Here is a 20,214-nt window from a genome sequence, read left to right as displayed (position 1 = left end):
GATGAGACGCCAGGTGGTGCTGCGGCGGCTCCGTCACCAGGTGATGGGCCTGGCGATGCTGGTCGTCGTCGCGCTGTTCATCGGGGTGACCGTCGGTGCCTACAACAAGGTCTTCACCACGGTGGCGACCGTGACGCTGGAAGCCGGACACGCGGGCAACCAGCTCCGACCGGGAGCGGACGTGAAGCTGCGGGGGGTCATGGTCGGCGAGGTGCGAGACATTTCCTCCACAGGGGACGGCGCGAGTCTGGAGCTGGCACTGGCACCTGACCAGCTGGAGCGGATCCCCTCGGACGTGGAAGCGCGGTTGCTGCCCAAGACGCTGTTCGGGGAGCGCTACGTGGAGCTGCGGTCACCCGAAGGGGCCGATGTGGAGATGGCCGCGACCGATCATCTCGCCGACGGCGCGGTGATCGGGCACGATCGCAGCGAGCGAGCCATCGAGCTAGAGCAGGTTCTGGACAACACGCTGCCATTGCTGCAGGCGGTGGAACCGCAGAAGCTGGCGAGCGCGTTGAACTCCGTGGCGACTGCGTTGGACGGCAGGGGTGCGCAGCTCGGTGACACGCTGGTGTTGCTCTCGGAGTACCTGGCGGAGGTCAATCCGTCGCTGCCCGACCTTGAGGAGAACCTGGCTGGGCTGGCCGATGTGTCCGAAACGTATACCGAGGCGGCACCCGACTTCCTGGAGGCGCTGTCCACGGCGACCACGACGACCCGGACGATCGTGGAGAAGCAGGACGACCTCATGGGCCTGTACCGCGCGGTCATCGGCGCTTCCCACGATCTCGGTAGTTTCCTCGAAGTCAACAGGGACAACCTGATCGACCTCACCGCGACGGCTCAGCCGACGTTGGACATCCTGGAGCGCTACGCGCCGCAGTATCCCTGCATGCTGCGCCAGATGGCCGCCCAGCTGGAGGACGCCGAGAAGGCGTTCAGTGGGGGGCGGAACCAGATCAGCCTTGAGTTCATCTCGAGCAGGGGCAAGTACGAGCCGGGCGTGGACGAGCCGCGTTACGAGGACAAGCGCGGTCCACGGTGCTATCCGATGGGTGACCGGCCCGATTTCTTCCCGCAGTACCCGCCGGACGGGCCTCTTGAGGACGGCTCCAGCAAGCCGCCGCCGCCGAGCAACGCCGACGGCAGCGGTGTGTCCTACGAGGACTTCGGCGACGACGGCAGGCGTGGCAGTGCCGCGGCAGGCGGCGTATCGGTGGCCAACTCGCCGATGGAGCAGCAGCTGATTTCGGTGCTGGCGGCCCCAGCGGTCGGTGACGGGCCGGAGGCCGTGCCCGGGTGGGCGAGCCTGCTGGTCGGGCCGCTGTATCGCGGAGCGGAGGTGGAGGTGCGATGAGCGGTTTCGTCTCCTCGCTGATCAAGATCATCGCGTTCGCGCTCGTCACTGTCTTTCTGACCGCCATGCTCGCGGCGACGATTGCCAGCGCGAACTTCGGCGAATCCTCCAGCTATACCGCGCGGTTCGACGACGCTTCCTCGTTGCGTGACGGCTCGGACGTGCGGATCAGGGGGGTGCGGGTCGGGCAGGTGTCCTCGGTTGAGGTCGCCGAAGACAGCATCGCGGAGGTGCGATTCGACGTGGACGCGGGGCATACATTGCCAGCCGAGACCACCGCGGCGGTCAGGTTCCGCAACGTCATCGGACAGCGCTACCTCGCGCTGGACACCGAAGTCGGCGCTTCAGGCGACACCCTGTCGGAGGGCGACGTCATCCCGGTGGAACGTACCGAGCCCGCTCTCGACCTCACCGCGTTGTTCCGGGGGTTCCAGCCGCTGTTCCAGGCCTTGGATCCGGAGCAGGTCAACCAGCTCGCCGCGCAGATCATCCGGGTTTTCGAGGGCGAGGGAGAGTCCATCAACAGCTTGCTCGCGCATACCGCGTCGGTGACCTCCACCCTCGCCGAGCGGGACGAGGTGATCGGCAACGTGATCACCAACCTGAACGAGGTGCTCGACACGGTCAACGAGCGTGGCCCGCAGACCGAGCAGCTGATCGACACGACACGGCAGTTGGTGGCGGGGCTTGCCGAACGGCGCGAACCTATCGGGGAGGCGACCGAGTCCCTCGGGGATCTCACGCACAGCGTGTCCGGTCTCGTGTCAGAGGTGCGCCCGCCGTTGCGGGACAACATTCACGCGCTCGGCGACCTCGCTGACACTTTGGACGAGTCGGACGACACGATCGACGAGATCCTCAACCGGCTGCCGCGCACCCTACAGCAGTTCACGAGGGTTCTCAGTTACGGCGGTTGGTACAACTACTTCATGTGCGACATCTCCGGCACGATCGGGGTGGAGTCGCTCAATGTCGAGATCCCCCTGATCCCGCCCCCCGGTATGCAATCGGCAGAGAGGTGCGGGTGATGAAGCCACTGAAGTCGCGCGATCAAGCCGCCGTCGGCGCCGTTTCCGCGATGTTGCTGGTGCTGGCCGTGGTCGTGGCCTACAACGCGCAGGACCTGCCGATCATCGGCGGCGGGACGACGTATTCTGCCCATTTCGCCGAATCAGCGGGCCTGTCGGGTGGTGACGAGGTCCAGATGGCAGGCGTCCAGGTCGGTGAGGTCACCGATGTGGAGCTGGACGGTACCCAGGTGCTGGTCACCTTCCGTATCGACAGGCAGGCGCGGAACTCGGCCGCGCGGCTGGGTGAGCGGTCAACGGCGTCCATCGACGTCAAGAACCTGCTCGGCGAAAAGCAGCTTACGCTGAACTCGGCAGGCGACGGCCAGCTCGATCCGAACGAGCCGATACCTGTTGATCGCACCATGACACCGTTCGAGATCCAGGATGTGTTCGACGAGCTGGCCGACACCGCGGGACGGCTCGATACGGAACGACTCTCCGACAGCTTCGACGTCGTATCGGAGACTTTCGCCGACACCCCGGAACACCTGCAGGACACGCTCGACGGGCTGTCCTCGCTGGCGGATACCGTGGCCTCGCGCGATGACGAGCTCGTGCGGCTGATGTCCAACACCAGCCAGATATCCGAGCTGCTCGTCGAACGCAGCGGCGAGATCGAGAGCATCATCGACGAGGCCAACCTGCTACTCACCGAACTGCGGGAGCGCGAGGAGGCGATCAGTAGGCTGCTGGCCGGCACGCAGCGGGTCTCCGAGCAGCTGTCCGGCGTCGTGGCTGACAACCGGGCGCAGTTGAAACCGACACTGGACACGCTGGACGACGTCACCGACGTTCTCCAAGCCAATCAGGACAACATCTCCCGCAGCATCGAGCTGCTGGGACCGTTCACCCGGCTCGGCACGAACGCGCTGGCGGACGGCCGGTGGTTCGACGGATACTTCTGCGGCTTCCTGCCACCGAGCCTGCGCATCGGTGGACTTACCACCAACCCGGAGGGCTGCATACCTCCGGTGGCGGCTCCGGATCAAGGGATTGAGAGGGAGTGATGGTGGGCGTGCTGCACAAGGTCGGTGGCCCTCGTGTCATCGCGCTCGGCTGCGTTCTCGCCTTGCTGCTCGCCGGGGTCCTGGTTGTGACACAGCAGCAGCGAACGGAGTTCACCGCCTATTTCGACAGGGCCGTCGGGTTGTACGAGGATTCCTCGGTGCGGGTCCTCGGTATCGAGGTGGGCACCGTGACCCGGGTACATCCCGAGGGCGAGACCGTGCGCGTGGACCTGGCCGTCGACTCCGATGTCGACGTGCCCGCGAACGCGAGCGCGGTCGTCGTCGCACCCAGCCTGGTCAGCGACCGGTACATCCAGCTGACACCGGTGTACGAGGGGGGCGAGAAGCTCGCAGCCGGCGCGGAGATTCCCTCCGAACGTACCGCGGCTCCCGCTGAGATCGACGAGCTGTTCGAGCGGCTCGACACGCTGGCGACCGACCTGGGGCCCGACGGCGTCAACGCCGACGGGTCGCTGTCGGGCGCGCTCGACACCGTCGCGGAGAACGTGGACGGTACCGGTCAGGATCTCAACCGAACCGTCACGAAGATGGCCGAGCTGGCACGGACGTTCGACGATTCGGGCGACGACCTGTTCGACACCGTGGACAGCCTCGCCGACTTCGTCACGATGCTCGCCCGCAGCGACGAGCAGCTGGACGAGCTGTACGACACGATGGCGGATGTGACCGGCTTCCTCGCCGAGGAGTCGGGCGAGGTCGACGCCGCCCTGCACTCGCTGGCGATCGCGCTGGACGACGTCCGTGGCTTCGTCGACGAGAACTCGGAGACATTGTCGTCGAATGTGGACAAGCTCGCGGCGCTGACGCACGAGCTTGTCGAGCATCGCGGTCAGGTGGCGGAGGTGTTCGATGTGGCGCCGACCGCCATGAGCAACTTCATCAACGCCTACGACGCGGCGTCCGGCACGATCGCCGTCCGGGGCAATCTCAACGAGTTCACGTTCCCGCCCGCGATGATGCTGTGCCGGATCCTCGGGCCAGCGGTGCCCGACGAGCTTCCCATCGAGGTCACCGAAACCTGCATGGAACTGGCGCCGGTGATCGACGGTGCGCTGCCGCTGCCCTCCGTTTCGGAGATCGTGTCCTCGCTCAACGCAGGGGAGTTGCCGTCCCTGCCGTTGCCGCTGGAGAACGTCCTGTCCGACGGCCGGGGAGGTGAATAGTGAACTCGACCGCTCGACGTAAGGTGTTCGCGCCGCTGGCCGTTGGCTGCGTACTGGTGCTGTCGGCCTGCGGTGTTGGGGAGTTCTCCGGGTTGTACAATGCGCCGCTGCCCGGCGGGGCGGACCTCGGCGACGATCCCTTTCAGGTGACTGCGGAGTTCACCGATGTGCTGGACCTGGTGCCGCAGGCCAGCGTGCGGGTCAACGACGTTCCCGTCGGTCGGGTGGACAGCGTCCAGCTCGCCGAGGACACCAGCGCGGCGCGGGTCGACATGACCGTCAACGGCGAGGTCACGTTGCCTGCCAACGCCGATGCCGCGTTGCGGCAGTCGAGCCTGCTCGGCGAGAAGTTCGTCGAGCTGCGCCCGCCGGAAGGTAGCGAACCGCAGGGTACGTTGTCGGACGGCGACGTGATCCCGCTGGCGAGGACCAGTCGCGGCGCCGAGATCGAAGAGGTTCTCGGCGCGCTGTCGCTGCTGCTCTCCGGCGGGGGCATCGAGCAGTTGCGCGATATCGCTGAGGAACTCAACCTCGCGATGTCGGGCAACGAGGAGGAGCTCAATGCGCTGCTGTCGCACGCCTCGGAACTGGCGAGGTCGCTGGATGGCCAGAAGGACGAGATCGTCAGGGCGATCGACGGCATCGACGAGCTCGCGGGCACGCTGCGCGCCGAGACCGACCACATCGAGCTCGCTCTCGAAGAGCTCGAACCCGGCCTGGCCGTCGTCGCCGAGCAGACCGACGACATCGTCGACACGCTCGTCGCGCTCGACGAGCTCTCCGATGTCACGGTCGACACCATCGAGCGGAGCAGGGACGGCACGGTTCGGAATCTGCGAGCGCTCGAACCGACCCTGCGGAAGCTGGCCGAAGCCGACGACGACCTCGTCGAGGCGCTCAAGATCCTGCCGACCTACCCACTGCCGTGGAACGCCGCTGACGTGGTCAAGGGCGATTTCGCCAACGTGGATGTGGAGTTCGAGCTGAAGCTCGACAAGCTCATCGACAACATCCGGAATTCGAGCCAGCCGCCGCTGGGGCTGTTCGACGAACCAGAGGGGGCTCCGGAGCCCGGCTCGGCAGCCGAGCCGGACGGTCAGCAGCCCGAGAGCCCGCAACCGGAGTTGCCGCTGCCACCCAGCGGTGGCCACAGTGATGGTTCCGGCGGTACCTCCGGCCTGCTCGACGGTCTGCTGGGAGGTCGCTGATGCTCACTCGCGCGACCCGGATCAAATTCGTTGCGGTGCTGGTCATCTCCGTACTGTCGGTGGGCTACGTGGCCGTGAACTACGCCGGTTTCGACGACCTGCTCGGGCCGCGCGGCTACGTTGTCACCGCGCAGTTCGTGGACTCCGGTGGCATCTTCGAAGGAGCGCAGGTGGCTTACCGGGGGGTCACCGTCGGGCAGGTCGAGGAGCTGCGGCTCGCCGAGCACGGCCTGGACGTCGATCTCGGCATCGACGACGACGCACCATCGATCCCGGCCGACACCACCGCGACCGTCACCAATCGCTCCGCGGTCGGCGAGCAGTACGTGGACCTGCGCCCGGAGAGTAACGGCGAGCCGTACCTCGCTGCCGGTTCGGTGATCGAGCAGGACCGCACCGATATCCCGGTGGCGTCCTACGAGATGCTGCACAGCCTGGACGAGCTGGTCACCAGCGTGAACACGGATTCGCTTCGCACCGTGGTGACCGAGCTCGACGAAGCCTTCTCCGGTGCGGGAGGCGATATGCAGCTGCTGCTGGACACCGCGCGTTCGTTCACCGAGCGGGCGCAACAGAGCCTGCCGGAGACGCGGCAGCTCCTGGAGTCCGGCCGTACGGTGCTGGACACCCAGCGGCGCAACGCGGACAACATCACCGAGTTCTCCAGCGGCCTCAACGAGATCTCCCGACAGTTCGCCGAGTCCGACGAGGATCTGCGGCACGTCATCGACCGGACCACCGACGTGAGCGAGCAGGTCAGCGACATCCTCGCGACCTCGGGTAACCACCTGGGCACGCTGATCGCGAACCTGCTCACCACGGCCAGCGTCTTGGAGGTGCGCACCGATGCCACCGAACAGATCATGGTGAGCTCCAGCGTCCTCTCGGCGTTTCCGCACTCCGTCGGTGAGGACGGGCAGGGCAAGCTCGGGCTGGTGTTCAACTTCTTCGACCCGCCCTCGTGCACCAGGGGGTATGAGAGTACGCGGCAGCGGCCGGCCAACGACCTGCGGGAGATCGAGCCGAACGTCGAGGCGTACTGCGCGGAGCCGCCCGGCAGTCCGGTCGCGGTGCGGGGCGCGCAGAACGCGCCGTACGCGGGCAACCCGGTTGAGGTGGAGTCGCCTGATGAGCAGCAGGTCACCGCCGCAGACGAGGCAGGCGAGCTGCCTGGCATGCTGGATCTGCCCTCGCAGCAGGGCGCGCCGTCCGGCGAGGGCAACGGTATCGACGATCTGCTCGGGTTGGAGGGGTGACCGCTGACCGGCAGGCGCATCCGCGTCCGTGACCCGCTGCGCGACGGGCTGATCGTGGCGACCGCGCTGGCGGTGCTCGCCGCCCTCGCACTCGGCTGGGCCTGGGCCGCGGCCGCGCGGGATCACCAGCTGGCGCATGCCATGGAACGCGACGAGGTGCAGCGTGCCGCCACCGACGGCCTGGTCGCGCTGCACACCATCGATCACGCCGAGATCACCGAACACCTCGACCGGTGGCAGGAGGTCACCGACGGCGAGCTGCAGGAGGACCTGCGCGACGACAGGGAGAGCCAGCGGGACCGCGCGGAGGCAACCGAGACGGTGGCCATCGCGGAACCGCGCCGGGTGGTGGTCACCGACCTGGATCGCAGGGAGGGTACGGCCAGGGTGATCGCCGTGCTCGCCGTCGAAGTGTCGGTGGGCGGGGACGACCCGGCCACGCAGACCCGCCGGGTCAACGCCGAGCTGTCCGACACCGGTGAGGGTTGGCGGCTCATCAGGGTGGAGGCGGTGTCATGAGCAGCGCGAACGTGGCTGGACGTGCTCGCCGGGTGCTGCTCGGCTGCCTTGCCGCGGTGCTCGTCCTCGCGTTGGCCAGCGCGATGTGGTCCGGTTGGCGAGCGTACGAGCTGCGCACCCACCCGGCGGCCGGCAACGCGGCGCTGGCTGACCCGGATGCCACCAGCGAGGTGATCGAGCAGGTCAGCACCGCGCTACGGGCAGCGTTCTCGTACGACTACGCCAACCTGGAACGCACCGAGCGAGCGATCGAGTTGGCACTGACCGGGCAGGCGGCCGAGGACTACCGGGAGCGCTTCGACCGGTTGGCCGAGCAGGCGGAGGCCGAGGAGGCGGTGCGGACGTCCACGGTGCGTTCGGTCGGCGTGCGGCAGCTCGACGAGGAACGGGCCGAGCTGCTGGTCTTCCTCGACCAGCAGTTCCGCAGCGGGGACGGGGACCCGCGATCCCGGGCGGCCACGCTGGATGTGACAGCCGAACTGGTCGAGGACCAGTGGCTCGTAGCGGAGATCGAGCAGCTATAGCCTTCTGGCTCAAGGTGCTCGATCGGCGGGGATCCGGAGCAGCTGGCTGATCACCGCGAGCACGGGCAGCTCGATCAGCGGGGCGATCACCAGGCTGACCGCGATGAGCGGGCGGTCGGGAAACGCGGCTACCGCCAGTGCCAGCGCGATCGGTGAGTTGCGCGCCACCGTGGTCATGGTCAGCGTGACCCGATGCGGCTCCGGAATACGCAGCGCACGGCCGAGCACTGTGGATACCACGGGGGTGATGGCGAAGAACACCGCGAGCGGCGCCAGCAGCGCGGCCACGGTCAGGCCATGCTCGACCACCGTCTCTGCCTGCCAGGCGAACATCGCCAGTACCGCCAGGTACAGCAGCGGCGGCACAGCCCGCTCCGCGAACGGTACCAGCGTCCGGTCCCGCCACAAGGTGCCGAACGCGGCTCGGGTGGCCCACCGCAGCACCATGGCGGCCAGCAGCGGCACCAGCAGCACGAGAAGCACCGCACGGACCACCGTGCCCGCGTCGATGAACGCGGCCTCGCCGATCGCGGCGCCGCCGAGCAGCAGCACGTAGACCGGCAGCAGGAGCAGTTGCAGTACCAGGTTGATCGGCAGCAACGCCGCGGCCACGCCGAGGTGCCCGCGCGCCAGCCCGGTGAACACCAGGTACCAGTCGGTACACGGGGTGACCAGCAGGAGCAGCAGCCCGAGGCGCAGGTCGGGGGAGTCCCCGAGCAGACCGGCTCCCAGCGCCCAGGCCAGCAGCGGGGTCCACACGAAGTTGAGCAGCAGGCTGGTCGCCACGACCGTGCGGGCACGGCCGGCCTCCCGCAGCTGCCCGGCGTCGACCTGAACGAACATCGCCGCCAGCATCACCAGCAGAGCAGGCAGCACCAGCTGCCCCGCCAGCGGGGCGACCGGCACCGCGAGGCCAAGGACCAACCCGGCGAGCGCCGCGGCCCCCACAAGCGGCCCCTGCAAACGTTCCCAGATCGACATGGCGATCCGAGAGTAGCGAGCGGTTCAGCGCAGCTTGCGCGAGAGGGTGAGTGCGGCGGTGCGTACCGCAGGGGCAATCCGCTCGGTGCGCATCCGGTTGCTCCAGCCGGATATCGAGATCGCCGCGACGGCCGCGCCTTCACCGTCCAGCACCGGGCTGGCAGCGCAGACCACGCCGACGCCGGACTCCTCGAGGTCGTAAGCCACACCCTCGGCGCGGATGGTGGCCAGCTGCTTGCGTAGGATCGCGGGCGAGGTGATCGTCCGCCTGCTCACCGCGGGCAGGCTCGTCTCGAGCACCTTCTCGACCGCCTGTTCGCCGGCATGCGCCAGGATCGCCTTGCCCACCCCGGTGGCGTGCGCCGGGAACCGCCCGCCGATACGCGAGGGCAGCCGGGGGGCATCCGGTCCCCGCAGCACGTCGAGGTAGACGACTTCGGTGCCTTCCAACACGGCCAGGTGCACCGTGTTGCGAGTCGCCTCGCGCAGGTCGGCCAGGTGCGGGCGGGCGGAGTCGACCAGGCCGCGCTGTCGGATGGCCAGCTGCCCGATCTCGAACAGTCGCAGGCCCAGCCGCACCGCAGCGCCGTCGCGTTCCAGCAGACCGTTGGCGATCATGTGCGACACCAGCCGGTGCGTGCTGGTCTTCGGCAGGCCCGCGCGGCGCGCCAGCTCGGAGACGCTCAACGCCTCGTCACCGGGGCGGAAGGCGGTGAGCAGCGCGCAGACACGGGCCGTCGTCGACGGGTCGCTGCGCTGCGGTTCGTTCCGCTGAGCGGGACGCATGTGTTGAGTGTGCCCGACACCGCGATGGAGTGTGAAGGCGGCGGAGGCACTCCGGTGGACGAATGAGGTGAGTGATGCGGGACGGCAAGGCCGTCGCGGCGATCGTCGGGTCGGGCAATATCGGCACTGACCTGCTGGCCAAGCTGCGACGTAGCGACTCGGTCGACGTGCGATACATGGTGGGGGTCGACCCCGCCTCGGAAGGGCTCTCCAGGGCCGCCGAGCTCGGCCTGGAGACCTCGCCGGGCGGCGTGGACTGGCTGCTCGAGCGGCCTGAGCTGCCGGACCTGGTGTTCGAGGCGACCTCGGCGAAGGCGCACGCGGCCAACGCGCCCCGCTACGCCGAGGCCGGTATCCAGGCGGTGGACCTGACCCCTGCCGCGCTCGGCCCGTTCACCTGCCCGGTGGTCAACATCTCCGCCCAGCTGACCGCACCGAACATCAACATGATCACCTGCGGTGGGCAGGCGACCATCCCGATCGTGCACGCGGTTTCCCGCGTCACCCCTGTGCCGTACGCGGAGATTGTGGCCTCGGTGTCCTCGCGTTCGGCAGGCCCTGGCACCCGGGCGAACATCGACGAGTTCACCGAGACCACCGCGCACGGCATCGAGACCGTCGGTGGGGCGGCCAGGGGCAAGGCGATCATCATTATCAACCCGGTCGAGCCGCCGATGATCATGCGGGACACGGTGTTCTGTGCGATCGACCCCGATGCCGACCGGGACGCGATCACCGACTCGATCCGCCGCATGGTGCGCGACGTGCAGGAGTACGTGCCCGGTTACACCCTCAAGGCCGAGCCGCAGTACGACGACCCGCGTCCCGGCTGGGACGGCCGCGCTCGCGTTGCGGTGTTCCTCGAGGTCGCCGGTAATGGCGACTACCTGCCGACGTACGCGGGCAACCTGGACATCATGACGGCCGCCGCTTCCCAGGTGGGCGAGCTGCTGGCGCAGCGGATCATCGAGCAGGACACGGGGGTGCGGGTATGAGTATCTTCAGCGACGACGGTGTGGAGCGGGACGTGCGGATCGTCGACACCACGTTGCGGGATGGTAGCCACGCGATGGCGCATCAGTTCACCGAGCAGCAGGTGCGGGACACCGTGCGGGCGCTGGATGCCTCTGGGGTGTCGCTGATCGAGGTCACCCACGGCGACGGGCTGGGCGGCTCCACCTTCAATTACGGCTTCTCGCTGGTCGACGAGCGCAAGCTGATCGCGGCCGCGGTCGAGGAAGCGCAGCGGGCGCGGATCGCGGTGCTGCTGCTCCCAGGGCTGGGAACGGTGACCGACCTGCGGGCCGCGGCCGATCTGGGTGCCGGGGCGGTCCGGATCGCCACGCACTGCACCGAGGCCGATGTCTCCATCCAGCATTTCCAGGCCGCGCGGGATCTCGGGCTGGAGACAGTCGGGTTCCTGATGCTCTCGCACATGACCACGCCGGAGGAGCTCGCGAAACAAGCCCGGATCATGGCCGACGCCGGATGCCAGTGCGTCTACGTCGTCGACTCGGCAGGCGCACTGATCCTGGAGGATGCCTCGGACCGGGTGGCGGCGCTGGTCGCCGAGCTCGGCGATGACGCGCAGGTCGGCTACCACGGCCACCAGAACCTCAGTTTCGGCGTGGCCAATTCGGTGCTGTGCTACCGCGCGGGCGCGCGGCAGATCGACGGCTCGCTGGTCGCGCTGGGCGCTGGGGCGGGCAACTCGCCGACCGAGGTGCTGGCCGCCACGTTCAACCGGATCGGGACACGAACCGGGGTCGACGCCGATGGCTTGATGGACGCCGCCGAGAACGTGGTGAAACCGTTCATCACCCGGCTGCCGGTGATGGATCGCTCCTCGATCGTGCAAGGCTACGCCGGGGTGTACTCCTCGTTCCTGCTGCACGCCGAGCGTGCCGCCGAGCGCTACGGGGTGCCCGCCCACGAGATCCTCTACCGCTGCGGTGAGCGACGCTACGTCGGCGGCCAGGAAGACATGATCATCGACGTGGCCCTCGAGATCCGCGCCGAGCGCGACGGCGCGGCGGGGAGCTGAACGTGACGTTCGGCGCCCTAGAGGGAACGAAGGCCACGTTCAGCTCATGGTCCGAAGGGGAGCGGCCACGAGTCAGTCCCGCTTATGCGCGCGAGTTCGCGCGATGAATCGCGCGCAGCTCGTCCAGGTAAGCTCGGGCTTCGGCTTCCTTCGGGTACTGGGTGTCGAGTACGGAGGCGAGGTCTTGAGCTACCAACGCCAGTGACGGGAGGGACTTCCGGTCACCGTTGAGTGCGCGCCGTCCATACGACACGGCTTCGTTGAGTTCGCCTTCCCTGGCGGCGGCGACGCCGTGTGTGATCCAGGCTTCGGCGACGCGCATGGGTTTCCGTTCGTGGCCGTCGAAGTCGGTACTGGTGCGGAGGACGTGATCGGCAAGCGTGCGTGCGAGCCGGTCGTGGCCGATATGTCGGTAGCAGTCCATGACGTAGAAGTCGTACTTGGCGGGGTCGACGACGAAGTGATGGTCCGTGTTCTCCGGATAGGGCAAGGATTCCAGCAGCGTGCGGCCCTTCTCCAGGGCCGCTTCCATCTCCTTCGCCTCGCCCATTCGCGCCCACGCCTTGGCTTCCTGGGCGAGCAGCTGCACGCTCACGCTGTGGCTGCCAGCTGCTTGCTGCCCTGCTTCGGTTGCTGCGAGCACCCCCCGGTAGTCACCTGCGGTTAACGCGAACCATGCGCGCATCTCGTGAGCCCATCCGAGGATTCCGCCATGATTGACGTCCGTACCGAGCTTCAAGGCCATCTTCCTGGTGGCCTCGGCAGCTCGAGGATCACCGGTGTCGTGTTCGAGGCAGCCGACGAGCAGGGCCAGCCATCCTGCGAGCTCCAGGGTTTCCTTGCGCTGCCGGAACGTGAGTCGCTGTTCTTGCAGCTCGACGATGCGTCGTAGCCACTGGCGGCCCTCAGCGATGAGCTGATCAGGTGGCATGTACGGATACTCGGAGCACAGCTTGTCGACGGTGATGCGGACCCCGTCGAGCGTGGAGTCGGTGACATCGGACGAACTCAGCCTGCTGACGATCTCCAGGGTGTCCATGCCGGTAGCGCTCAGGACTTCCAGCCTGCGTGCGCTGCTGTGCTCGGGCGGGAACAGCGCAGCCGTCACCGTTCCGAGCGCGGCTGCGATCAGCGGGGCGTACTGAACCCCTGGTCTGTTCTCCCCCAGTTCCCACGCCTTCCAGCGCCTCAGTAAGTGATCTTGTTCAGGTAGCGCCTTCTCGGAATGGTTTCGCATTGCCTGGACGGCTTCGTGCTGTGAGAGCCCCCGTGCCTCCCGGAGTGACCGGATGCGCTGTGACCACGCCGGTAGCTCGTTGGACATGACATCTCCCCTGGAAGCCAGCACCTTCCCGCCGAGTGTGCCATCGAGAGGTAACGATTGGCGAGGTGATGTTCCGGTGATACGGGCGCATCACCATGTCACCCAACTGTCACTGCCAATAACACTGTGTGATCGCTCGCCGCTGAGGAATCGTAGTGGACGTGCGATGGCAAGCGAACGAGCTGAGTGGGACTCCGGTACGGCCGCATGCGGGCCGGGCCGAATGGGCCCTCCAGTACCGCATGGGCACTGACGGGTCCCTTCGGCCCAGCTCTCCGGCATTGAGGTACCGGCGCCCGGTGTGGGTGACGGTTGCGGCGGGTCGTGTTGATCATGCGGTGGCCTGTGGGGTGATGGCCGAGGCGGTCGCCCGGGGCAGTGGGATGTATCGGGCGGTGTGCGGGGTGCGATTCGCCGCTGCGCCGATGATCGCCGAGCCGTTGCCGGCCTGCCCCGCGTGTGTACAGGCGCTGCAGCCGCCTGCCGGGACGGTCCGGCCACGGCGCGGTCGTGGCGGTGTGCGGCGGCTGCTGGCGGCACTGGTCAGGGTGCTTGGTTCCGGCCGGGCCGGGGGCCCGGCCGTACGTGCAGACTCGCGGCGGGCTCGATCTGTCCCGGCTCCCCTTCCTGCGGTCGGGCTCGCCGCGTCCCACCACCCCGGCTCGGCGGCGGGAGGGGGTGAGTGGCGATGAGCGCGCCACTGCCTGATGCGGAGTTGCGGGCGCGGTGTGTGTGGAGCCCGGAGCATGCCCGGCTGCGGGAGGCGGCGGTGGACTACGCCGCCCACGGCTGGGGGGTGATCCCGGGCGCGGCCTGTGACGGGCTGCGCTACCTGCGGGGCCATACCGGCGACCCGGCCCCCGGTCTGGTGCCGGTGCTGCGCGGGGCGCGGACCCTGCGTGATCCGCGCCGGGTGTGGCACTGGTGGTCGCTGGCCCCCTACAGCATCCTGGCGCGTGCCGGGGAGCAGCTCACCGTGCTGTACCTGCCGGTCTGGCTGGCCACCGCCACCCTCACCCACGCCAGCGACCGTGGCCCCGTGTGCCCGGTCATGCTCGGCCCCCACGGCGCCGCTCTGGTGATCACACCGGGCATCGCACCTCCGGCCGGGATCCCGGACCTGGCCGTGGCCCAGGCCGGCGAGCTGATCCCCCTGCCGCCGACCCGCACCCTGGCCGGCACCCTCACCTGGCACATCCACCCCAGCCAGAGCGGATGGCAGCCCGGCCCCGCCGACCACATCTACACCACCGCCACCACCACCCTCGCCGAGCGAATGGGCCGCGCGTCCGGGGGTAGCGAGCGTGACCGGCTGGGGGCATCTCGGCAAGCAACGTCGGGAGGAGTGTCGCGCGAGACTCGCATCGGTGATCTATAGGCGTAGGTATCTCACCGGTGCGGAGGTAAGGAAATCTAGGAGGAAGGTGGTCCTATGACCGAACAGGACGTTGTCGTGCTCTCTGTGAGTGCTGATGTGGCAGAGAAGGAGGAGTTCGTGTCAGAGCTCGGCGCTGCCAGCGATCTCACGTTGGGTATTGCCGGTCCGCACTCGGAGGCCGGTGTTCCGCAGAGGTCGCATGTCTGATCCGCGCTACGCGGGCCCAGGGCCGCGCTGTGGCGTGGTCCCGGGCCCGGGGGTCTATCTCGCAGCCGATGGCGGTGAGCTGATTGCCCTTGATGTGAAGCGTGATCGGTACCTGGCGCTCGATTCGAGGGCGAGTCGCGTTGACTGGATGGCGCTTCGCGGGGATGTTGCACACCTGTCACCGCAGCAGCAGCTCATGCTGGATGCCCTTCTACGTCAGAGGCTGCTCATGCGAGCACCGATGACGACCGGGGGGTTCTGTCTGCCGGTTCCGCATGATCCCCGTGGGGTGTCGAGTTACTCCTGGTTACCGTATCGGAGTCGCGTGGCGCGGTCGGGTGTGTCTCCTGGCCTGCTCGGCGTTGTTCGGTCGGTCTGGTTTGTCCACTGTGCGGAGACGGTGAGGCAACGGCTGGGCATCGCTGGATTACTGTCGTGGTTGGTCGAGCGTCGTGCTGGGTGCTCGCGGCAGGAGCGCAGGCTTCACGAGCAGAGAGTCGCCGCTGTAGTTCGAGGGCACTTGTGGGCACGTTCGTTGTATCCACGGCAGGTGCAGTGCCTGAGCGGCTCTGCGGGGTTGGCCGCGCACTTGTGGCGCTTGGGAATTGCGGCGGAGTTCGTCATCGGAGTGCAGAAGTATCCCTTTGTGGCGCATGCCTGGGTGGAGGTCAATGGTGAGGTGATCAACGATCGCGCGGAAGTGTCCGACGGGCTGGCCCGACTCGTTTCGGTCTGAGTAGGACGCGATATGGAACTGCTCGGGTACTGGGGAGTTCATGACGACTTCCACATACAGGAACGTCTTGCCCTGCTCAGCGGAGGCGACTCGGTACACGCCATTCCAGGATGCGCTTGGGCCGTGTCGTCGGGGGCTGCCGATGGGGAGGGTGTGTATCGGATCCGGGACACGCAGGGTAGGCAGGTTGGTGCCCTCCTCGGGTGGCTGTCCGGGCATCCGGTATGCCCGGATACCCGCACGTCGCAACTCACGTTCGTGCAGGTGGACGCGGCCACAGCATTCATCGATCGAGCGTGGGGTGCGTATGCGGCGCTGACCGCGAACGCGCAGCGGCTGGTGCTTCAGGTCGACCACGTGGGATTCCGGACCTTTTTCTGGATGCCCTATCAGTCCGGTATCGTGTTCGGTTCTCGCCTGGCCGAACTGGTCGAGCTGGCGGGACACCAGCCCGGATTCGATTGGTCGTACCTCGGCGACTACCTGCTCCACGGCAACTTACCGACCACCGCGACGGGCCTGACGGGCGTACGCAGGCTGTTGCCAGGAAGGCGTCGGGAGGTGACGATGCACGAGCGCAACGAGTACGTCCGGTGGACACCGCTCGCGATCGCCGCCGACGCCAGCGGCCGTGCGCCGTCCCCGCAGTCGCTGCGCCACTGGGTGGACACCTGCGTCGACACATGGGCCGGGGACGCGGAGAGGGTGTACGTGGAGCTGTCCGGCGGACTCGACTCCGCCGTCATTGCTCGCTCACTGGTCGCAAGCGGTCGGCGAGTCATCGGGGGGCACTTTCATCATCCCGAGTCGGCGCTGGCCGACGAACATACCTACGCCCGCAGTATCGCACACCACCTCGGCATCGAGCTCCACGTCATCGATGCCAGCGAGGCCCTACCACTCACCCCGGTGGAGTCCTGGAAAGATCGCTGGGACGCGCCAACAGCGACGTGCGCATGGCAGTCGCTCACAGCCGCACACCAACGCCTCGCGGAACGACACGGCTGCCGCGTGATCATGGCCGGGACCGGGGGCGATCACGTCTTCGTCGCTCGACCCGGCTGGCCGTGGTACCTCGACGATCATCTGCACAACGCCGGGATCCGCGATGCGTTCCGCCAGGTGGTAGCGGTCAGCTGGCGGACGGGAATCCCCATAGTGGCGCTGATGACGCAGCTCGCTCGACGGAGACTGGCTCGGCGTCGAGGTCGCTCCGCGCCGATGGAGCAACTCTGCCCCGAGGTCGACCGGCCCCTCTGGCTCAACCGTGAAGCCGTGGACCCCGTGGTCCCGTCACTTGCGATGCAGCCAGCTTCGGGAGCGGCACTGCCTGCGGGCAAGGCCGCTCAAGCCGTCGAACTGACGTTGCTCAGCTGTGCGATCGGCGTGGGACATAGCGGTCGCCGCGCGGCACGAACAGCATTCCCCTTGCTGTCCCAACCCTTGATCGAGCTCGGGCTGCGAACCCGACTCGATGCGATGATCGACGCGTACACCGATCGCAAGCTGCTGCGCACGGCCATGCGTGATCACCTTCCGGAACAGGCGGTGCGACGCTGTGACAAAGGCGAACATACCGCCACATGGCAACGAGGCATTCGCGCCAACCTCACCTCGGTGCGGGAACTCGTGGGCGACGGACTCCTGGCACAGCAGGACATCATCGATCGCAGGCGGGCACTCGACGCGGTATCCGCCGCTGCGCTCGGGCACACCGGCCGATTGTGGCCACTGGTCAACCTGCTGTGCGCAGAGCTGTGGCTACGATCGTGGTCCTAACCACGACCCTGCCTATTCCGACTCGCCCCGTAGCTTTCGCTCCGGTGGAAGCTGGTGGGCATCGTGCTCATTCTGCACGTGCACAACCGAGGTCACGTGCGTGCCTTCGAGCCGGTCGAGCTGCGCGGACAGCTTGCCGCTACGGCGAACCACGGACACCGTGCGCCCCTCGCCGCGCAGGCGCCGGGCGACATCCAGTGCCTGCTCGACCGGGACGTCGGCCTCGTACAGCACAGCCACGTGGTCAGCCGGAACCGGAGCCGTAGCCAGATCAACAATGCGCTCGAACCCGATGGAGAACCCACAAGCAGGAACATCCGTTCCAAGGAACCGCCCGATCAGCTGATCGTAGCGACCACCACCGGCGATCGAGCCAGCGGCGGCAGGGTGGCTGACCTCGAAGATCTGGCCGGTGTAGTAGCCCATCCCGCGCACCAGGGTGGGGTCGAACGTCCATCGCGCCGCCTGCTCGGGAAACTGCTCCAGGCACGAGATCGTGGTCGCAAGGTCCCGCGTGACCTGCTCGGGAACCGTCGGCACGACGTCAGCCAGCACGTCGACCACCTTGCCTGCCGGGGCTTCGCTGAGCGACTCGATCGCGCCCCGCACCCGCTCGACCACCTCGGCCGACACACCACGCTGGTCACGCAGCTCCTCGCCCACTCCGTCCCAGCCAATCTTGTCGAGCTTGTCCACGGTGATGAAGAACCCGGCCTGCGCCTCCTCCGGCACGCCACACGCCGAGGCGAGCGCAGCCAGCAGCCGACGATCCGACAACCGAACCGTGGTGCCGCTCAACCCGACAGCCGCCAGCGCCTGCGTCGTGGCCTCGATCAACTCGACCTCGGCGAGCACGCCCTGCTCACCGATCAGATCGATATCGCACTGGTGGAACTGCCGGTACCGGCCCTTCTGCGGGCGCTCGGCACGCCAGACAGGGCCGAACTGAAACGACCGGAACGGCTGCGGCAACTCCGAACGATACTGGCTGTAGTAACGCGCCAACGGAACCGTCAAGTCGAAGCGCAACCCCAGATCGACAAGCTCCCTCGGATCGGTACCGGCAGGCAACTCCGAACTCAGCCCGCGCCGCAGGACCTGGAAGATCAACTTCTCGTTCTCGCCACCCTGACCACCAGTCAGCCGCTCGATCCGCTCCAGCGCAGGCGTCTCGATACGCCGGTAGCCGAACCGGCGATACACCTCCTCGATGCGCCCGGCAACATGATCGCGCGCAGCCACCACATCGGGCAGGAGGTCACGCGTACCACGGGCGGGACTATTGTCGATCTTCACCTGAGCGCCTCGTATCTCACCAGCCGGTCATGCGTACCGCGCGCGACAGCCAGCCCCACGATGACCGCCGCCCGCGCAACCACCATCGTAGGTGGCCCGCCGTCGCGCTGCGGTAGCCGTATGGCATGAACCGCAGGGCACCACCGACGAACAGCCCGCGAGCCGAACGTGACCTCCGTTCCGTCTACGGCGCTGAACGTCACGTTCAGCCCCTTACGGGCCACGGTAAACACATGACTGGACAAGTGTACAGTCATCCTGTTACCGTGGCCCGTAGCTCGGTTGGCCTTGAGTCAGGGCGGCACGGCGGAATCGGTGAGGATTCCGCGCAGGAGCGAGGTGAGCTATGGGTTCGGCCACGGTCAGATTGCACGATCCGGATGTTTACGAGCAGGGCGTCCCGCACGAGTTCTTCGACGAGCTTCGCCGGGCGGATCCGGTGCACTGGCATCCCGAGGATGCGCGAGGCCGTGGCTTCTGGGCGGTGACCAGGTATCAGGACGTGGTCGCCGTGTCGCGGGACCCGGATACCTTCTCGTCGTACCGGGGGACGGCCATGCTCGCGGACTTCGATGACGAGGTCATCGAGATGCAGCGGGCCATGATGGTCAATATGGACCCGCCGAGCCACACCAGGCAGCGCAACCTGGTCAACCGCGGGTTCACTCCTCGCATGGTGGGCAAGCTCGAGGATCATATCCGCGAGGTGTGTCACGAGCTGGTCGACGACGTCGCGCGGCAGCCTCAGGCGGATTTCGTGCACGACATCGCCGCGCAGTTGCCGCTGGCTGTGATCGCTGAGCTCATGGGTGTTCCCGGCGAGGACAGGGAACGGCTTTACGACTGGTCGAACCGGATGATCGGGTTCGATGACCCGGAGTTCCAGGTCGAGGGTTCTGACGGTGCGGCCGCCGCGACCGAGATCTTCGCCTACGCGGGCGAACTGGCCCAGCGGCGACGTGCCGAGCCGCGCGACGACATCGTCACGAAGATGATCCAGCCCGACAGCAACGGCGACGTGCTCCAGGATCTGGAGTTCAACATGTTCTTCGTGTTGCTGATCGTCGCGGGCAACGAAACGACCAGGAACGCAGCCTCCGGCGGGATGCTGGCGTTGCTGGAACATCCGGAGCAGTGGCAGCGGATCCAGCAGGACCGCGCGCTGGTTCCCTCAGCGGTCGAGGAGATCCTGCGCTGGGTCACCCCGGTCATGGACTTCCGCCGCACCGCGACCAGGGACACGGTGATCGGTGATCAGCCGGTCAGCGCGGGCGACAAGGTGATCCTGTTCTACCCCTCGGCCAATCGCGACGAGAGCGTTTTCGACAACCCGCACACCTTCGACATCACTCGGGAACCGAACCCGCACATCACCTTCGGTGGTGGCGGGCCGCACTTCTGCCTCGGCGCCCACCTGGCCCGCCTGGAACTGCGGGTGCTGTTCGAAACCCTCGCCGAACGGCTGCCCGGTATCCGGCTCGCCGGACCCGTGCGCAGGCTCCGGTCCAATTTCATCAACGGCATCAAGGAAATGCCGGTTCAGCTGTGGACGTGAACT

General features: G+C 67.5%; 19 protein-coding genes. 15 read left to right on the top strand and 4 right to left on the bottom strand.

The window, feature by feature from the left end:
* Position 1: 1 nt before the first annotated feature.
* The 8 genes from F8178_RS16895 to F8178_RS16860 are packed head-to-tail and all read left to right on the top strand — an operon-like array spanning position 2 to position 8,125.
* On the top strand, positions 2-1,357 hold the full coding sequence (locus tag F8178_RS16895; protein ID WP_317495798.1) for an MCE family protein: 1,356 nt from the start codon (positions 2-4) through the stop codon (positions 1,355-1,357).
* A complete protein-coding gene (locus F8178_RS16890; protein ID WP_317495797.1) occupies positions 1,354-2,385 on the top strand; it encodes an MCE family protein in 1,032 nt (343 codons plus the stop codon). Before F8178_RS16895 ends, F8178_RS16890 begins: the two co-directional genes overlap by 4 nt.
* On the top strand, positions 2,385-3,434 hold the full coding sequence (locus F8178_RS16885) for an MCE family protein (protein ID WP_317495796.1): 1,050 nt from the start codon (positions 2,385-2,387) through the stop codon (positions 3,432-3,434). Before F8178_RS16890 ends, F8178_RS16885 begins: the two co-directional genes overlap by 1 nt.
* Entirely contained in the window at positions 3,434-4,618 is a 1,185-nt protein-coding gene (locus tag F8178_RS16880) for an MCE family protein (protein WP_317495795.1), read from the top strand. The genes F8178_RS16885 and F8178_RS16880 overlap by 1 nt, the downstream gene beginning before the upstream one ends.
* The gene (locus F8178_RS16875; protein WP_317495794.1) at positions 4,618-5,826 is read left to right on the top strand and encodes an MCE family protein; all 1,209 of its coding nucleotides are present in this window, start codon (positions 4,618-4,620) and stop codon (positions 5,824-5,826) included. Before F8178_RS16880 ends, F8178_RS16875 begins: the two co-directional genes overlap by 1 nt.
* Positions 5,826-7,082, top strand: coding sequence for an MlaD family protein (locus F8178_RS16870; RefSeq protein ID WP_317495793.1), 1,257 nt, complete (start codon positions 5,826-5,828; stop codon positions 7,080-7,082). The genes F8178_RS16875 and F8178_RS16870 overlap by 1 nt, the downstream gene beginning before the upstream one ends.
* A gap of 54 nt (positions 7,083-7,136) precedes the next feature.
* Complete coding sequence (locus tag F8178_RS16865; protein WP_317495792.1) at positions 7,137-7,601, top strand: hypothetical protein; 465 nt, start codon at positions 7,137-7,139, stop codon at positions 7,599-7,601.
* Complete coding sequence (locus tag F8178_RS16860) at positions 7,598-8,125, top strand: hypothetical protein (protein ID WP_317495791.1); 528 nt, start codon at positions 7,598-7,600, stop codon at positions 8,123-8,125. The genes F8178_RS16865 and F8178_RS16860 overlap by 4 nt, the downstream gene beginning before the upstream one ends.
* Before the next feature lie 9 nt (positions 8,126-8,134).
* Here the strand turns inward: F8178_RS16860 and F8178_RS16855 are convergent, their stop codons facing one another.
* The gene (locus F8178_RS16855) at positions 8,135-9,106 is read right to left on the bottom strand and encodes an arsenic resistance protein (RefSeq protein ID WP_317495790.1); all 972 of its coding nucleotides are present in this window, start codon (positions 9,104-9,106) and stop codon (positions 8,135-8,137) included.
* A gap of 24 nt (positions 9,107-9,130) precedes the next feature.
* Positions 9,131-9,892, bottom strand: a complete 762-nt coding sequence (locus F8178_RS16850; protein ID WP_317495789.1) for an IclR family transcriptional regulator — start codon at positions 9,890-9,892, stop codon at positions 9,131-9,133.
* A 74-nt stretch (positions 9,893-9,966) separates the two neighbouring features.
* Between F8178_RS16850 and F8178_RS16845 the strand changes: the two genes are divergently transcribed.
* Together F8178_RS16845 and dmpG are read left to right on the top strand one after the other, a co-directional pair.
* Positions 9,967-10,887 (top strand): acetaldehyde dehydrogenase (acetylating), encoded by a 921-nt coding sequence (locus F8178_RS16845; protein WP_317495788.1) that lies wholly within the window; start codon positions 9,967-9,969, stop codon positions 10,885-10,887.
* Positions 10,884-11,936 carry a 4-hydroxy-2-oxovalerate aldolase gene (dmpG, locus tag F8178_RS16840; protein ID WP_317495787.1) on the top strand — a complete coding sequence of 351 codons (1,053 nt, stop codon included), beginning with the start codon at positions 10,884-10,886 and terminating at the stop codon, positions 11,934-11,936. The genes F8178_RS16845 and dmpG overlap by 4 nt, the downstream gene beginning before the upstream one ends.
* Before the next feature lie 82 nt (positions 11,937-12,018).
* Here dmpG and F8178_RS16835 read toward each other — a convergent pair whose 3' ends face one another.
* Positions 12,019-13,044, bottom strand: coding sequence for an XRE family transcriptional regulator (locus tag F8178_RS16835; protein WP_317495786.1), 1,026 nt, complete (start codon positions 13,042-13,044; stop codon positions 12,019-12,021).
* Positions 13,045-13,948: 904 nt separating this feature from the next.
* On the opposite strand from F8178_RS16835, the gene F8178_RS16830 reads away from it, so the two are divergent.
* From F8178_RS16830 to F8178_RS16815, 4 genes are all read left to right on the top strand, one after another.
* Positions 13,949-14,638, top strand: coding sequence for a hypothetical protein (locus F8178_RS16830; protein ID WP_317495785.1), 690 nt, complete (start codon positions 13,949-13,951; stop codon positions 14,636-14,638).
* A gap of 54 nt (positions 14,639-14,692) precedes the next feature.
* Positions 14,693-14,845 (top strand): hypothetical protein, encoded by a 153-nt coding sequence (locus F8178_RS16825; RefSeq protein ID WP_317495784.1) that lies wholly within the window; start codon positions 14,693-14,695, stop codon positions 14,843-14,845.
* Positions 14,838-15,581, top strand: a complete 744-nt coding sequence (locus F8178_RS16820) for a lasso peptide biosynthesis B2 protein (RefSeq protein WP_317495783.1) — start codon at positions 14,838-14,840, stop codon at positions 15,579-15,581. The genes F8178_RS16825 and F8178_RS16820 overlap by 8 nt, the downstream gene beginning before the upstream one ends.
* A gap of 123 nt (positions 15,582-15,704) precedes the next feature.
* A complete protein-coding gene (locus F8178_RS16815) occupies positions 15,705-17,360 on the top strand; it encodes an asparagine synthase-related protein (protein ID WP_317495782.1) in 1,656 nt (551 codons plus the stop codon).
* Between the two features lie 12 nt (positions 17,361-17,372).
* On the opposite strand, the gene hisS is transcribed toward F8178_RS16815, so the two are convergent.
* Positions 17,373-18,656, bottom strand: coding sequence for a histidine--tRNA ligase (gene hisS / locus F8178_RS16810; RefSeq protein ID WP_317495781.1), 1,284 nt, complete (start codon positions 18,654-18,656; stop codon positions 17,373-17,375).
* 346 nt (positions 18,657-19,002) lie between these two features.
* Between hisS and F8178_RS16805 the strand changes: the two genes are divergently transcribed.
* Positions 19,003-20,211: a cytochrome P450 gene (locus tag F8178_RS16805; RefSeq protein WP_317495780.1), complete on the top strand. Its 1,209-nt coding sequence runs from the start codon at positions 19,003-19,005 to the stop codon at positions 20,209-20,211.
* Positions 20,212-20,214 lie beyond the last annotated feature (3 nt).

Source organism: Haloechinothrix sp. LS1_15, from assembly GCF_033042135.1.
Taxonomy (GTDB): Bacteria; Actinomycetota; Actinomycetes; order Mycobacteriales; family Pseudonocardiaceae; genus Haloechinothrix.
This window is presented reverse-complemented; position numbering and strand designations above follow the sequence as displayed.

What these genes read in the sequence shown, in the direction of transcription:
- F8178_RS16895 (WP_317495798.1), top strand. Translation starts at nt 2, where the DNA reads ATGAGACGCCAGGTGGTGCTGCGGCGGCTCCGTCACCAGGTGATGGGC.
- F8178_RS16890 (WP_317495797.1), top strand. Translation starts at nt 1,354, where the DNA reads ATGAGCGGTTTCGTCTCCTCGCTGATCAAGATCATCGCGTTCGCGCTC.
- F8178_RS16885 (WP_317495796.1), top strand. Translation starts at nt 2,385, where the DNA reads ATGAAGCCACTGAAGTCGCGCGATCAAGCCGCCGTCGGCGCCGTTTCC.
- F8178_RS16880 (WP_317495795.1), top strand. Translation starts at nt 3,434, where the DNA reads ATGGTGGGCGTGCTGCACAAGGTCGGTGGCCCTCGTGTCATCGCGCTC.
- F8178_RS16870 (WP_317495793.1), top strand. Translation starts at nt 5,826, where the DNA reads ATGCTCACTCGCGCGACCCGGATCAAATTCGTTGCGGTGCTGGTCATC.
- F8178_RS16860 (WP_317495791.1), top strand. Translation starts at nt 7,598, where the DNA reads ATGAGCAGCGCGAACGTGGCTGGACGTGCTCGCCGGGTGCTGCTCGGC.
- F8178_RS16855 (WP_317495790.1), bottom strand. Translation starts at nt 9,106, where the DNA reads ATGTCGATCTGGGAACGTTTGCAGGGGCCGCTTGTGGGGGCCGCGGCG.
- F8178_RS16850 (WP_317495789.1), bottom strand. Translation starts at nt 9,892, where the DNA reads ATGCGTCCCGCTCAGCGGAACGAACCGCAGCGCAGCGACCCGTCGACG.
- F8178_RS16845 (WP_317495788.1), top strand. Translation starts at nt 9,967, where the DNA reads ATGCGGGACGGCAAGGCCGTCGCGGCGATCGTCGGGTCGGGCAATATC.
- dmpG (WP_317495787.1), top strand. Translation starts at nt 10,884, where the DNA reads ATGAGTATCTTCAGCGACGACGGTGTGGAGCGGGACGTGCGGATCGTC.
- F8178_RS16830 (WP_317495785.1), top strand. Translation starts at nt 13,949, where the DNA reads ATGAGCGCGCCACTGCCTGATGCGGAGTTGCGGGCGCGGTGTGTGTGG.
- F8178_RS16825 (WP_317495784.1), top strand. Translation starts at nt 14,693, where the DNA reads ATGACCGAACAGGACGTTGTCGTGCTCTCTGTGAGTGCTGATGTGGCA.
- F8178_RS16820 (WP_317495783.1), top strand. Translation starts at nt 14,838, where the DNA reads ATGTCTGATCCGCGCTACGCGGGCCCAGGGCCGCGCTGTGGCGTGGTC.
- F8178_RS16805 (WP_317495780.1), top strand. Translation starts at nt 19,003, where the DNA reads ATGGGTTCGGCCACGGTCAGATTGCACGATCCGGATGTTTACGAGCAG.